Origin of the sequence: Caldalkalibacillus mannanilyticus JCM 10596 (assembly GCF_000615945.1) — a bacterium.
GTDB classification, from domain to species: Bacteria; Bacillota; Bacilli; order Caldalkalibacillales; family JCM-10596; genus Bacillus_AT; species Bacillus_AT mannanilyticus.
In genome coordinates, this window is the sequence record NZ_BAMO01000025.1 from 14,144 (window position 1) to 28,474 (window position 14,331).

The following is a 14,331-nucleotide window of genomic DNA, read 5'->3' on the forward strand; positions in this document are numbered from 1 at the left end:
CTATATTACCCTATTTTATTAAACATTTTTTTGAGAAATCCTTTAATTCCTCCAGTGGTAATAGTTGGTATGTTCAAGAAGGTTTGTACGATCTTATTCATAGCATTGGCTGCTGTTGTAGAAGGAAATTCAAGAATAAAAGGATTTTGTTTTTTGACAGCCTTGGTGACATTTTGATCGTCGGGAATGTATCCTAATACTTGAACTTCTTTCCCTAAAAACTGCTTAGCCACCAACTGAAGCTTTCTAGCTGTCTGTAGTCCTTCTTTATCTGAAACACATCGATTGACTACAAGTTTAATATCTGTTTGAGGGTCCTTAGAATGGATCATTTTCAATACTGCATAAGCATCAGTAATGGATGTAGGCTCTGGTGTTGTCACAACGATGACATCATCGGATGCTAAGATGAAACGTAGGTTTTCATTTGAAAGCCCTGCCCCAGTATCCAAGATGACGTAATCAACTTGTCCATGAATAGAGCTTAATTCATCAAAAAACTTTGTTAATTTTCTCTCATCTAACTGAAAGAGATGGTTAAATCCAGAACCTCCTGCAATAAATTGGAGACCCATAGGCCCTTCCTCTACAATGTCCCAAATAGAAAGATCCTTATCAATCATTTGTAGGATATTATGTCTAGGAGAAACCCCCATTAATACATCAATATTAGCTAATCCTAAATCCACATCAAAAATGAGTACCTTTTTGTTCTGCTGAAGAAGACTTAAAGCAAAATTCAAAGAAAAATTGGACTTACCAACTCCGCCTTTACCACTTGTGACAGTAATGATTCGTGTTTGTTTATTCACGCTGTTCCCTTGACTACGGTTAATTTGCTCTCTTAATTTTTCAGCTTGGTCTCTCATGGTTATCTTCTCCCAGTATTAAATCAGTAATGAGGTGGGGACTTGCCACTAAGATATCATCGGGAACATTTTGTCCATTCGTAATATAGGTCAAAGGAAATGAATGTTTTTCGATTAGGTTCAGGATCATCCCATAAGAACTTGTTTCGTCTAATTTAGTCAAGATCAAACGGTCAATGGGTAAGATGTCAAAGTTCTTAACAATCTGATCCATGTCTTCTGTTTTTGAAGTTAGACTTAGAACCAAATTAATCTGAATCTCTTCATTTTTCGGAAGCATTTGCTCCAATTCTTCTACATACATTAACTGCAAATAATTTCGTCCAGCCGTATCCATTAGAATCATGTCACACTCAGCTAAGTTTTCTACTGCACCTTCTAATTCTTCTGGTGAAAAAACAACTTCGATCGGCATATTGAGAATATTGGCGTAAGTCTTTAATTGTTCTACTGCAGCAATTCTATACGTATCCGTAGTAATAAAGCCTACTTTCTTTTTGTGTTTGATTAGCAAATCTGCCGCAAGTTTGGCTATCGTTGTTGTTTTCCCCACACCAGTAGGGCCAATGAAGCACACGATTTTAGCAAATTTCTCATCAGTTTCTGGCTGTATACCATTTAGGTATATTTGCAGCTCTTCTTTCGCCATTTGAATAATTTGTTTATGGTCGACCTGTGACTGATTAATCTTCAGCATTAAGCGAGTGATAATTTCAGAGCGAATATGATTTGATACCTGTTGATCCATCAAGATCTGATCTAAATACTGTATGGGTTCGGGAAGAGCATTCCTATTCTCTCCAAGCATTTGCTGCATGACTTTTTTCATGTTTTTAATTTCGTCTAATATTTCATCACTCTGGACAGCCGAGTGCGAAGGTATCTTTTTGGGTTGAACAGGGGACAAACTAGGTTCTATGCCCTGTCGTTCTTCCCACTGTTCATTCATAATTGGATCTGCCACTTCTGTTACGGGAGGGATTTCTTGTTTCACTGTAATAGGTGAAGCTTTTACGTTATTCTGAGATTTTTTTTCTTGATCTATCGCTGCAATAACTTCGATTTGTTGTTTAGTGAAAAGCCCAAGAAAGCCACCCGTCTTGATCTTTTTGGTATTGAGGATAATGGCATCATTGCCAAGATCTTTACGAATCATTTGTAAAGCATCCGGGATAGAATTCACAATATATTTCTTTATTCTCATGAAATATTCACCACCCCTACACTCTGTATTTCAATGTCTGTTTCCAGTTCATTGTAGGATAGTACAGGGAGATCAGGGATATACCTCTCTAGGAATTGTCGTACATACATTCGTATGGCAGGTGATGTTAACAGGATAGGCTGAACACCCATCTGCTGGACTTTTGTCATCTGCTGAACAACCTCTTGATATACTTTTTGTGAGGTATCTGGATCCAAGGATAGAAAGTTCCCTTGTTCTGTCTGAGTGATCGCATCCGCAATTCTTTTCTCAAGGCTAGCACCCGCTGTAATGACCTTGAGAGTATCTCCTTGACTGCTAAACTGTAACGTAATTTGTCGAGCTAAAGCTTGTCTCACATATTCTGTCAATACATCGGGATCTTTAGTAAATGAAGCATGATCTGCTATTGTTTCAAGAATTAAGCCTAAATTTCGAATGGATACTTTTTCTTTAAGCAGCTTCATAAGCACCTTCTGGACTTCTCCAATACTCATCATACTTGGGATCAGTTCCTCTACGACAGCAGGCGAAGATTCTCTGACATTATCCACAAGTGATTTCACTTCTTGACGTCCTAACAACTCGTGAGCATGCTTTCGAATAAGCTCTGTTAAATGAGTAGATACAACGGAAGGAGGATCAACCACTGTGTATCCAGACATCTCAGCTACATCTTTCATATCCTCATTAACCCACAGAGCGGGTAGTCCGAATGCTGGTTCTGTGGTTTCGATTCCTTCAATTGAATCATCTTCAATTCCAGGACTCATCGCTAGAAAATGATCAAGTAGCAGTTCCCCAGAAGCAATTCGATTTCCTTTGATTTTTATAACATACTCATTCGGTTTTAATTGGATGTTATCTCGTATTCGAATGACCGGAACAATAATCCCTAATTCTAGGGCGCATTGACGACGAATCATAATCACACGGTCTAACAAGTCTCCTCCTTGGTTAGTATCTGCTAAAGGAATTAATCCATAACCAAATTCGAACTCAATCGGATCAACTTGTAATAGATTGACAACACTTTCTGGACTTCGGACTTCTTCTAGCTCTTGCTTCTCTTCCTCCGACTCCATATCTTCCATATTTTGGTCCAGGTTCTTTTGCATCTGAAACCCTCCGAAAATGATGAAAGCTGCCACAGGAAAAGTTAGAACAGGACCAATGGGAGTAAAGACACCAAGCGCCGCAATCGTCCCTCCAACTACATATAGTAATTTAGGATACGCAAATAATTGTCTTGTTAAATCAGTTCCAAGATTCCCATCAGAAGCCGCTCTCGTCACGATGATACCTGTAGCTGTAGAAATTAATAGCGCAGGGATTTGGCTGACAAGACCATCACCAATGGATAGAATCGTAAAGGTTGCAGCTGCATCACCAAAAGCCATACTATGAACAATGACCCCGATAATTAAACCACCTATGATATTAATAATCGTGATAATAATACCGGCAATGGCATCTCCTTTAACGAATTTACTTGCTCCGTCCATCGCACCGTAAAAATCAGCTTCGCGCTCAATTTTCAAACGTCTTTCCTTCGCTTCTTTATCGGTAATCATACCTGCGTTAAGATCAGCATCAATACTCATCTGCTTACCAGGCATCGCATCTAAGGTGAAACGAGCCCCAACTTCCGCTACTCGCTCCGATCCTTTGGTGATGACGATGAATTGAATAATGACCAAGATTAGGAATACCATAAAACCAATGATGGCACTTCCACCAACAACAAATGTTCCAAATGTTTCAATTACTTTTCCAGCTTCACGATTGGTTAAAATCGATCTCGTTGTTGATACATTTAATCCTAAACGAAAGAGAGTGGTTAAAAGCAACAAGGTTGGAAAGATAGAGAACTGCAAGGCTTCCTTCGTATTCATCGCCACTAAGATAACGGTTAAGGCTAGTGATATGTTGATAATGATCAGAAAATCTAATAATAAAGGCGGTAGAGGAATGACCATCATAACGACAATCAAAATAACGGATATTAGAACACTATAATCTCTTACTGCCATTCTCTAACCTCCCCTTCTATACTTTTCCTTTAATGCGATACACGTAAGCAAGAACTTCTGCAACGGCTTTAAATAACTCTTCAGGTACGGCACCCCCAATGTCAACTTGATGATAGAGTGCACGAGCCAATGGTTTATTTTCCATTGTGATGATATGATTTTGCTTCGCAATCTCTTTGATTTTGAGAGCGACCTGATCCATCCCCTTGGCAATAACTCGAGGAGCCTCCATCGTGTCTCCATCATATTTGAGAGCAACCGCAAAGTGAGTAGGGTTCGTGATGACTACATCGGCTTTTGGTACCTCTTGCATCATACGCCTCATCGCCATTTGCCGCTGACGTTCTCGTATTTTTGCTTTAATAAGGGGGTCCCCTTCTGCTTTCTTATGTTCATCCTTAATGTCTTGCTTTGACATTCGAATATTTTTTTCAAAATCATATTTTTGATAAAGATAATCTAGGACTGCTAAGAACAATAAGATAATCGCAACAGTAAGACCGATCTGAAAAGTTAAAGTACCAATGAGAGATAAGGCGTGTCCTATGCTCTTTTGTGATAAAAGAAAAATTTCCTCTTTTTTCAAGAATAAAAGAGTAAAAACTACGGTCGAAATAAACGATATCTTAAACATAGACTTCAGAAATTCCACAATCGCTCGAAGAGAATAAATTCGTTTAAACCCTTGAATGGGATTTAAACGCTCAAGCTTCATCTTCAATGGATCCGTCGTAAAAAGAAACCCCACTTGAATATAATTACTAAATACTCCAGCAACTAAGGCTACTGTCATGATCGGCAGTACTGCCTTGGCTGCCTCTAAGGTAAAATCAACAAACATTGTATGAACATTGGGAACCGACAGCTCCCAGCTTGAATATTCAATCAAGGCTCTTTTAAAAATGGAGAGGAGTATGTTAAATATCCAGCCCCCTACAAAAAAGAGAGCAATAAAAACTGTTAACATAATAAGCGAGGTTGCCACTTCCTGGCTTTTTGCTACCTGCCCCTTTTTCCTCTGGTCTTGCCTCTTCTTCGGAGTCGCTTTCTCCGTCTTCTCTTGAGCAAAGAACTGCAGGTTCATCGGAAATCTTGTTGACATGATTAACCTCCAAGTAGCTTCAGCAATTGCCCCATCGCATCAACCATATCCCTAAACAATCCGCCTAACAATTGAAAGAAAGTGGCAAAGGTTAAAAGAATAATGGTGAAGCCAACTAATATTTTTAATGGGAGTCCAACCACAAATACATTTAATTGTGGTACGGTACGGGCTAAGAATCCAAGTGCTACGTCAACTAAGAACAATGATCCAACAATGGGAATAGCAAGTTGAAATGCTACAACAAACATCTGAACAAACAATGAACTAATAAAGAGAGCGACTCTTTCACTTCCTATTGGAACAAAGGCGAGATCAATAGGTACCATTTGGTAGCTTTTTATGACCGCATCAATAAGTAAGTGATGACCATTCACACTGAGTAAGAAAAAGAGAGCGAGCATGTACTTAAAGTTACCGAGTATCGGAACCTGGGCTCCTGTTTGAGGATCCACTACATTGGCAATGGCAAACCCCATTTGGAAGTCAATAAACGCTCCTGCTACCTGAACAGTGTACAAAATAAGGGATGCTACAAATCCAAGTGCAAGCCCAATCACTGCTTCTTTCAGGATCAACAGGATATAAGTGAAATCCAACATAATCGGTTGCTCTACTGAAATGGTCAAATAACTAACAAAAGAAATAAATACTCCAAGGCCCACTTTAAAAGGCATTGGAACTCCCTTCATTGAAAAAATAGGAGCAGAAACGAAAAATGAAGTAATCCGTACAAGAATGAGTAGAAAGACCGGTAATTGTTCTAGCCATATTAGCATTTCGTTTCTCCACTATCCTATAAATCTGTGTAAATTCCTAAATAGTTGATTTGTGAAATCAAGCATTAAGGTTAACATCCATGGTCCAAATATCACGAGTGAGAGTAACACAGCCACGATTTTAGGAATAAACGCTAAGGTTTGCTCCTGAATTTGTGTAGTAGCTTGAAAGATACTTACAAGCAACCCCACTCCAAGTGCGAGAAGAAGCATGGGACCTGCGATCATAAGTATCGTATATATCGATTGCTCTGCCAGCTTAATGACCATATCTGGTGACATATTCTTCTCCTCCTACTTCGTTAAAAACTAAGCAATAATGATTGTACTACCAAATGCCATCCATCTACTAAAATAAATAATAGAATTTTAAAAGGTAAAGAAATCATAACAGGTGGTAGCATCATCATTCCCATTGCCATCAAGGTACTGGCAACTACCATGTCAATAACCAAAAATGGAATAAAAATCATAAATCCAATTTGAAAGGCTGTTTTGAGTTCGCTAATAGCAAAAGCCGGTACTAATACAGTTAACGGAATATCTTGAATTGTAGTAGGCTTTTCGACTCTAGTATATTTTAGAAACAAAGCTAAATCTTTCTCACGAGTATGCTTCGCCATAAACTCTTTCATTGGAATCATCGCTGTATCAAAAGCTTCCTCCTGTGAAATTTGACCTTCCTGAAATGGCTTTAACGCTGTTTCATTCACTTCAGCAAACACAGGGGACATGACGAAAAATGTAAGAAACAAGGACAAACCAATAATCACTTGATTCGGTGGCATTGATTGTGTTGCTAGAGCTGTACGTACAAAGGAAAGTACGATCACAATTCTAGTAAAACAAGTCATTAAAATAAGAATAGCTGGAGCTAATGACAGAACCGTCATTAACAACAAGATCCTTAATGTTGTAGACACACCGTTTGGATCATCTGTAGCTCCTATATTAAGATTAATTCCAGGTATCAAAGCTTGTGTAGGATCGACTGCTGCAAATAGTATTTCTGTCACTTGAATCTACCCTCTTTTTGCTGAATTTCGTCGGCTTGCAGTTCAAGCTCAACCTTTTTTCTTTTCTGGAGCTGATTCTCGAGACTATGACTAAACATTTCATGAAAAGAAGATTTAGCAGATTCATTTTGATCTCTGCTATTAAATTTTGATTGAATTAAATCGACAAATCCTTTTGAAATAACTTGATTGTCATCCTCTAAGCTACTCTCTATAACTGATTTTTCACTCTCATCCTTGATTTCTTTAATGAGCGAAATCTGTTCACCTACTCCCAGTAAATAGATTTGACCACCTACTTTTACTAGTTGTAAGGATTTATTAGGTCCTAGAGAAGTTCCACCTAAATGGTTAAACAATGAGTTATGCTGGAGCTTTCTTTGTTGAATAGCAAGTACTTTTCTTAACCCATAGATTAAAACGATAATAACCAATGTATAAAATACGAGTTTAAGAATAAGGGTGAAGGGGTTAGTGTGATTCGAATCGGTAGTAATAGACACTAACTCCTCCGTCTGCTTTGGTTCTTCATTTTCATCTTTTAGCAAGCTGTCCGCTACAGATGGTTCTTTTTTCACTTCCATATTCTCTTCATTAGCAGAAACGGATTGGTGCACAAATAGATTCAAAATGAAAAGTGCGACGATCAAACAACTATAGATAAATCCTTTTTTCCGAATCAAAGTGTACACCCTTTCTGAGAATTTACGATTCTATTTCTTATCCTAATGTTTTGTTAATCGCTTCTAATACACGTTCTGCTTGGAACGGCTTAACGATAAAGTCTTTTGCTCCCGCTTGAATGGCATCGATTACCATGGCTTGTTGTCCCATAGCAGAACACATAATGATTTTCGCATTTGGATTAATTTTCTTTATTTCCTTCAATGCAGAGATCCCATCCATTTCAGGCATTGTAATATCCATAGTTACAAGGTCAGGAGTTAGTTCTTTATATTTTTCAACAGCTTGAGCTCCATCATGTGCTTCTCCTACAACCTCGAATCCATTTTTCGATAAGATTTCCTTAATCATCATTCTCATGAATGCTGCATCATCAACAATTAAAATTTTTGCCATTTTGTGGTTCCTCCCTTAGATAATCCTATTATTATTGAAGTTTTTGTAATCGATCCCATTGACTTAAGATATCTGTAACACGCACACCAAAGTTTTCTTCGATAACGACAACCTCGCCTTTGGCTATTAACTTATTATTGACTAAAATATCAACTGGCTCTCCTGCTAATTTGTCTAATTCCAAAATAGATCCAGGTGATAATTCTAAAATGTCCTTGATCACTCGTTTTGTACGTCCTAATTCCACTGTTACGTTTAACGGAATATCTAATAACAAATTCAAATTTTTTGTATCAGTGTTCATAGGTGGATTCTGATCAAAGCTAGAGAATTGAACAGATTGCACGTTGGCTGAACGATTCGCATGCAGCTGATTCGGCATCGGCGGTGGCTGATGATACATTGGCTGCTCATACATCGGCTGCTGAGGGACCTGCTGTTGTTGAGGCGGCGGTGCACTCACATTTGGCTGTGCTGCTGGAGCAACAGGCTCCGCACTAGGAGCAGGTGTAGACTCAGGTGCTTTGGCTTCTGCTGGAGCAGAATCAGTCGTTGGATTCATTAAGAGATCCACCATTTGCTTGGCAAATGGAACCGTGATTAATTGCATAATATTTGAATCAATGAGGTTTCCAACCTTCATTCTAAATGACACTTGGATGAACACTTCATCTTGAGTAAGCTGTTCAGGAGGTCCTTCATTCGATACATCCATAATGTCAATTCCAGGTGGAGAAATATCAACCTTACGGCTAAAAATGGTTGACATGGAGGTGGCTGCTGAACCATCATTTGGTTCATAGCTTCTTGAACAGCACTTACATGAAGTTCATTCAACTCACCACTCGGGTTGGTTCCATCTCCTCCCATCATTAAATCTGCAATAATTTTAGCATCAATTTCTTTAATCACTAGAAGATTGATCCCTTGAAAGCCTTCTGTATATTTCACATGAACGGCTACATGTGGATTAGGAAAACTATCCTGTACCGCATCACGCATTAATAATGAAATTTTAGGTGTTGTAATATCTACTTTTTGACCTAATAAGGTAGAAAGAGCCGTCGACGCACTTCCAAATGTAATATTTCCAATCTCTCCTAAGGCATCCTGTTCAAGCGGAGAAATAAAATCTTCAATATTGTGCTCACTGGAAGAAGCATCCTCTTCCTCACCGCCACCCTGTTTCAATAACGCATCGATTTCATCTTGAGAAAGCATATCACTTGTCATCTTCTTCCTCCTCTCTAATTACCTCTGTAATCTGTATAGCCATCTTTCCTTTAAGTACACCGGGTTGGGCGTGGAATTTAGCTTGATTTCCTACGCGAACCACGAGTGGATCATCGACTGCTTCATTCAAACGAATCACATCGCCAGCAGATAATTGTAAGAATTCCTGGATATGAATCGTCGAATGTCCAAGTTCAGCTATAAGAGGTAATTTAGCTTGCTTCAATCTTTTTTCTAATACCTCTTGTTCTTTTGGTGCCCTCACTTTCTTCTGTGCATTCATCCAGTAATGGGCAGAAAGCTTAGGCATGATTGGTTCTAAAACGACATGAGGTAAACAAAAGTTAATCATCCCTGTTACATCCCCAACCTTGGTGCTTAAAGAAATAACCGCTACCGTTTCATTTGGTGAAACAATTTGCATAAATTGAGGGTTGGTTTCTAAAACATCTAATTCAGGATCCAGTTCAATTACAGATTTCCACGCATCCTGAAAGCCTTCAAGTGCCTTCAGAAAGATTCTTTCCATTACAATCGTTTCAATTTCGGTTAACGTGGAGCTTTTGGTAGGACTTGTCCCTTGCCCACCCAACATTCTTTCTAGCATGGCATAAGCAATATTAGGGTGAACCTCCATTACCATTCGACCTTCTAGTGGAGAAGCTGTAAATACGTTAAGAATCGTCATTTTGGGAATGGATCGAATAAATTCCTCATAAGGAAGCTGGTCAACAGATGCTACTGAAATTTGGACAAAGGTTCTAAGTTGAGCTGAAAAATAAGTGGTTAATATTCTAGAGTAGTTCTCATAAATTCTTGTCAAACTTCGGATTTGATCTTTTGAAAAGCGTAAAGCTCTTTTAAAATCGTAAACCTTAACCTTTTTCTCAGTATCCTCTTTTTTCAGCTCTTCCGCATCCATTTCACCAGAGGAAATCGCCGCTAATAACGCATCAATTTCGCCTTGGGATAATACTTCTGGCAAGGGAATCACCTCCTTCTATAAGTAAAAAATAATGTATAATGAATAGCTATATTTCAAAAAGTTCTACCATTATTGCAATTTGAGATCAACTGTATAGATACTTTGTACTTTTCCATCTAACATAATTTCATTAAAGCGATTCATTAGAATGGCTTCTAGACGATTAATTCCTGCACTTCCTTCTAAGTCTGCATGAGTTAAAGAAGCAAGCTCAGAGATAATGATGGAACGCACCTGTACATTTCTTTTTTCAAATTCTGCCTTTGCTTTCTTACCATCAAGAAGGATACCAAATTGTACGACAATATAGCCTTTCGGACTAATATTAGTGGTAATTACATCAGTTGTTACCATGTATTCCACTAATTCATCTGCCGTTAATTTTCTTTCTTCGATCACTTCTTCTTGTGCTGCTCCAGTAGTTGGAGCAAACGTTGTTTTCCAGAGAACAAAGGAAACTCCACCCAACAATGTGATACCTATCATAATGATAAGAGCCATATTAAACAGTTTATTTTTAAACATCATCCTGCCCCTCTTTCATCTCAAAAAAGAGACCTATCTTTTTATAAAAAGCAGTCACTTTATCTGATACCTCCCCTACAGGCTCTAATACTAGAATCTTTTTTCCATTTGTTAATGTGATTAATGTATCAGGTGTTGGTTCTACTCTCTCGATATAAATGGCATTGATTGTGATTTTTTGCTGGTTTAATTTTGTTAGTTCAATCATAGATAGGTCGGCTGAATGAATGTATCATCCATTCAGCCTATCCCTCCTATCGTTTCAGATTTACTACTTCTTGTAATATTTCATCTGATGTTGTAATGATTCTGGAATTGGCTTGGAAACCTCTTTGTGCAATGATCATTTCAGTAAATTCTTCTGTCAAATCAACGTTGGACATCTCTAATACTCCAGAGATAATTTGTGCTAATTGACCTTCTGCATCATCAATGGTGGAAATATTATGCTCCCCTCCAGGATTCGCGTTCTGAGTCATCTCATACATTGAACCACCGACTTTACGCAATCCAGCTGGGTTAGCAACAAATCCTAAAGCCAAGGTTCCTATTAGTTCAGAATCTCCGTCTTGAGTAACCCCGATAATATCACCATTACGAGAAATCTCAAAGGCAACAAATCCTTCATCTATTTCAATCGGTCCACCATCTCCAAGAACTAAATATCCTTGAGATGTAACTAAGTTACCAGCCGCATCTCGATAGAAGTTTCCTGCACGAGTATAGAGTGGATTATCTTCATTTCCTCCTGGAGGAACCACTAAGAAAAAGCCATTCCCTTCAATCGCTAAATCCGTCATGACTCCAGTTGTCATAGGAGAACCAGGAGTGTGAAGAACATCAATCGCAGCGATCGTTGAACCTAAACCTACTTGTCTTCCGTTAACTCCTCCACGCTCACCTGCTTCAGGAGCTGTGACACCAGAGATGTTCTGACTTAATACATCAGAGAATACCACACGGCTCTTCTTATAACCAACCGTATTTACATTGGCAATATTATTACCGATTACGTCCAACTTCACTTGAAAGCCCTTCATTCCAGAAACACCAGAGTATAATGATCTTAACATGTATTGTTTTCCCCCTCATGATTTGTGTGTTGCCTCAATCAGTCAGCAACAGATGGCTTCCGTATTGGTCCAGCCATATAATTTTATAAGATCACAGCACTATCAATATTTGTAATGATTTGATCATTCATCGTTTTTTGGTCCATAGCTGTAATGACAGTGTTGTTTTTTACACTTACGACAAACGCGAGTCCTTCAAGTAACAATAACGATTCCTTCGAGCCTTTCTCCTTGGCCTTCATCATACCATCCTGTAATCGAGCCATTTGATCAGTCGATAAATCAATCCCTCTTTCTTCCAAACGAGCTGTCGCATGTTGACTAAATTTTAATTTAGGTTGTTGTTGTATAAGTGTATCCTGCAAATGTTGTGCAAAGCTATTTGAGTTCGGCGGTACATGATTTATCTTTCTAGATGGGTGATGATTTGGCAGAATAGGACTCTTAGGATAATAAGAATTTCCTATTTTAAACTGAGCCATTATCCTCTTCAACCACCTTTTCTGTTGCCTTGTTTTCTTGCTCGGTCACCTGATTAGATGATTTATTTTCTTGTTGAGCCGCTCTTTCAATACGATAGATATACTCAAGCGGGATTCTTACTCCGTTATCTAATTCTGCAAATAGGGCTCCATCTTTTAGTGTAAGAGCCGTTACAACGCCTTCCCCTTTTCTCGTCATATGATCAAGTTTTTCTTCCCAATACACTTTCTGATTGAGCATGTTGGCTTGTTGGGTGATCACATTGTTCATTTGGAAGTCTAAAAAACGGTTCATGCTTTTCCCCATATTTGTGAGCTGCTCCAAGCTACTAAATTGAGTCATTTGAGCAATAAATTCACGATCCTGAAGTGGTTCCATCGGATCTTGATTTCTTAGCTGAACAACTAGAAGCTTTAGAAATGCATCCTTCCCTAATGTACCCCTTTCTTCGAATGTAGGAACATTGGAGTAGTAACCATTATTTTGTGGTAATGAAGGGAACACTGAGTTGTTTGTTGATGGCATATGACACTCTCTCCTTAAACAACATAGTTGATTCCAGCAATCTCTTCCTGCATCCTTTCAAGTTCACTTTCAAATGAAAATTCGTCCTCTTCGTTTCCAGTTGATTGTGCCTCTTGATCTCTTTGTTGAGAGTATTGTTGGTTGCCTTTCGTATCTTGTTGTTGATGTAGTGATTGATTGGTTTGATTTTGTTGAGCCACTTCAATTTTATCTACCTGCAAACCTTGCTGAGTTAAAGCAAGTCTTAGTTGGCTTAATTGAAGTTCGAGTGCTTCTTTGGCTAATCTACTGCTTGCAAGAACAACCGCGCTTATTTTCCCATTTTCTGATATCACTTTAATATCGAGATGTCCCAAGTGTTCTGGAGCAAGCTTGATTCTTATTTGTGCCGCATCATCACTTTTCAACTGTTGAAAATGTGTTCTGAATACCTCTTTCATGTCCTGAAGCAATTGTCCCATCCGAACGGTTGGAGCCGGTTCAGTATTAGCTTGAGTCTGTACATTTTGAGATGTAGCAGCATCCCTTACTCCCATTTCTAAAGAGTTTGTTACCGCTGGAGTAGGTTTAATCAATACTTCAGATTCCTGCTTCATGGTTGGAAGCGACTCAGTATTTCTCATATCTGTCTGAGAGGTTTCTTGTTGCATCTCTTTACTTACCAATAAAGCAGAAGGTACAAAAGCTGGCATCATCGCTAGAGCTCTTCCTGTTTTAGTCATTGTTGCGATGGCTTCTTTTACATTCAGTTGGCTTTGCATCTGTCCAACCAGAAACTGTTTCCATTCAGCTTGATTACTCCACACTTTATTAAGCGATGATAGAGCTTCTTCTAGCTGCTTTGAAATTGAAGTGGTGCTATCCGCTATTTTGGAAGCTTGATTCCCTGCAAATTTCTCATATAAATACTGCCATTTCAGAAAATCTTGTGCTTGAAAAAGGTTTTGTTGTACTTGAGCCCCTTTCCCTTCTGCTCCGTCCAAAAATGTAGGCTGAGAATGTTCCTTTTGTTCTGGTACTAACGTAATCGGCAGCTGAGTTAAGAAGGATAGGATCGCTTCATAAGATGATTCTTCAACCTTATCTTGCTCTGCATGTTGGAGCATATCAATTAACTGTTCCAAGTAATTTACTACCATTTCTTCTTCGATCTCAACCTGTTGTTGAAGCTCTGTGTCGATTTCCTCATCTTTGAGAGAGAACATTGCCATCAGATCTAAAAGAACTTCAGGTACAGACTCAAGGAGCGGTGTAGTATCCACTTTTTCCACTTCAGTACGCAATTGATTTTGTGACTGTAGAAGCAGCAATCCAAAAGATTTAGGTCCTTTACCATTTGCAGAACCTAGATGAGTAGCCGGTGCTGCATGATCAGTAAGTGCAGAGGTCGATAAGGGTATCATTGATTGAATAGCTGACATTTT

At 38.7% G+C, this 14,331-nt stretch carries 16 protein-coding genes and 1 pseudogene; all 17 read right to left on the reverse strand.

The genetic code is table 11. The features are described from left to right. Positions 1–5: 5 nt before the first annotated feature. A complete protein-coding gene (locus tag JCM10596_RS13845; protein WP_025027640.1) occupies positions 6–869 on the reverse strand; it encodes a MinD/ParA family protein in 864 nt (287 codons plus the stop codon). Beyond that, positions 853–2,073: a flagellar biosynthesis GTPase FlhF gene (flhF, locus tag JCM10596_RS13850; RefSeq protein WP_025027641.1), complete on the reverse strand. Its 1,221-nt coding sequence runs from the start codon at positions 2,071–2,073 to the stop codon at positions 853–855. The genes JCM10596_RS13845 and flhF overlap by 17 nt, the downstream gene beginning before the upstream one ends. Then, positions 2,070–4,106, reverse strand: coding sequence for a flagellar biosynthesis protein FlhA (gene flhA / locus JCM10596_RS13855; RefSeq protein ID WP_025027642.1), 2,037 nt, complete (start codon positions 4,104–4,106; stop codon positions 2,070–2,072). Before flhA ends, flhF begins: the two co-directional genes overlap by 4 nt. 16 nt (positions 4,107–4,122) lie before the next feature. Beyond that, positions 4,123–5,208: a flagellar biosynthesis protein FlhB gene (gene flhB / locus JCM10596_RS13860; RefSeq protein WP_025027643.1), complete on the reverse strand. Its 1,086-nt coding sequence runs from the start codon at positions 5,206–5,208 to the stop codon at positions 4,123–4,125. 2 nt (positions 5,209–5,210) lie between these two features. Further along, positions 5,211–5,987 (reverse strand): flagellar biosynthetic protein FliR, encoded by a 777-nt coding sequence (gene fliR / locus JCM10596_RS13865; protein ID WP_025027644.1) that lies wholly within the window; start codon positions 5,985–5,987, stop codon positions 5,211–5,213. 12 nt (positions 5,988–5,999) lie between these two features. After that, positions 6,000–6,269: a flagellar biosynthesis protein FliQ gene (gene fliQ, locus JCM10596_RS13870; protein ID WP_025027645.1), complete on the reverse strand. Its 270-nt coding sequence runs from the start codon at positions 6,267–6,269 to the stop codon at positions 6,000–6,002. Positions 6,270–6,289: 20 nt separating this feature from the next. Continuing rightward, positions 6,290–7,003, reverse strand: coding sequence for a flagellar type III secretion system pore protein FliP (fliP, locus tag JCM10596_RS13875; protein ID WP_025027646.1), 714 nt, complete (start codon positions 7,001–7,003; stop codon positions 6,290–6,292). After that, on the reverse strand, positions 7,000–7,686 hold the full coding sequence (locus JCM10596_RS25600; protein WP_025027647.1) for a flagellar biosynthetic protein FliO: 687 nt from the start codon (positions 7,684–7,686) through the stop codon (positions 7,000–7,002). Before JCM10596_RS25600 ends, fliP begins: the two co-directional genes overlap by 4 nt. Positions 7,687–7,723: 37 nt before the next feature. Then, the gene (gene cheY / locus JCM10596_RS13885; protein WP_025027648.1) at positions 7,724–8,083 is read right to left on the reverse strand and encodes a chemotaxis protein CheY; all 360 of its coding nucleotides are present in this window, start codon (positions 8,081–8,083) and stop codon (positions 7,724–7,726) included. 31 nt (positions 8,084–8,114) lie between these two features. After that, positions 8,115–9,316 (reverse strand): annotated as a pseudogene (gene fliY / locus JCM10596_RS25605) (flagellar motor switch phosphatase FliY). Beyond that, positions 9,306–10,301, reverse strand: a complete 996-nt coding sequence (gene fliM, locus JCM10596_RS13895) for a flagellar motor switch protein FliM (RefSeq protein ID WP_025027649.1) — start codon at positions 10,299–10,301, stop codon at positions 9,306–9,308. The pseudogene fliY and the gene fliM overlap by 11 nt, the downstream one beginning before the upstream one ends. 69 nt (positions 10,302–10,370) lie before the next feature. Next, complete coding sequence (locus JCM10596_RS13900) at positions 10,371–10,826, reverse strand: flagellar basal body-associated FliL family protein (RefSeq protein ID WP_025027650.1); 456 nt, start codon at positions 10,824–10,826, stop codon at positions 10,371–10,373. After that, entirely contained in the window at positions 10,819–11,034 is a 216-nt protein-coding gene (locus JCM10596_RS13905) for a flagellar FlbD family protein (RefSeq protein ID WP_025027651.1), read from the reverse strand. Before JCM10596_RS13905 ends, JCM10596_RS13900 begins: the two co-directional genes overlap by 8 nt. Positions 11,035–11,080: 46 nt before the next feature. After that, positions 11,081–11,899, reverse strand: coding sequence for a flagellar hook-basal body complex protein (locus JCM10596_RS13910; RefSeq protein WP_025027652.1), 819 nt, complete (start codon positions 11,897–11,899; stop codon positions 11,081–11,083). 83 nt (positions 11,900–11,982) lie between these two features. Then, complete coding sequence (locus tag JCM10596_RS13915) at positions 11,983–12,381, reverse strand: TIGR02530 family flagellar biosynthesis protein (RefSeq protein WP_025027653.1); 399 nt, start codon at positions 12,379–12,381, stop codon at positions 11,983–11,985. Next, the gene (locus JCM10596_RS25610) at positions 12,368–12,907 is read right to left on the reverse strand and encodes a flagellar hook capping FlgD N-terminal domain-containing protein (protein ID WP_025027654.1); all 540 of its coding nucleotides are present in this window, start codon (positions 12,905–12,907) and stop codon (positions 12,368–12,370) included. The genes JCM10596_RS13915 and JCM10596_RS25610 overlap by 14 nt, the downstream gene beginning before the upstream one ends. A 14-nt stretch (positions 12,908–12,921) precedes the next feature. Then, positions 12,922–14,328, reverse strand: a complete 1,407-nt coding sequence (locus JCM10596_RS13925) for a flagellar hook-length control protein FliK (RefSeq protein ID WP_025027655.1) — start codon at positions 14,326–14,328, stop codon at positions 12,922–12,924. Positions 14,329–14,331: the final 3 nt, after the last annotated feature.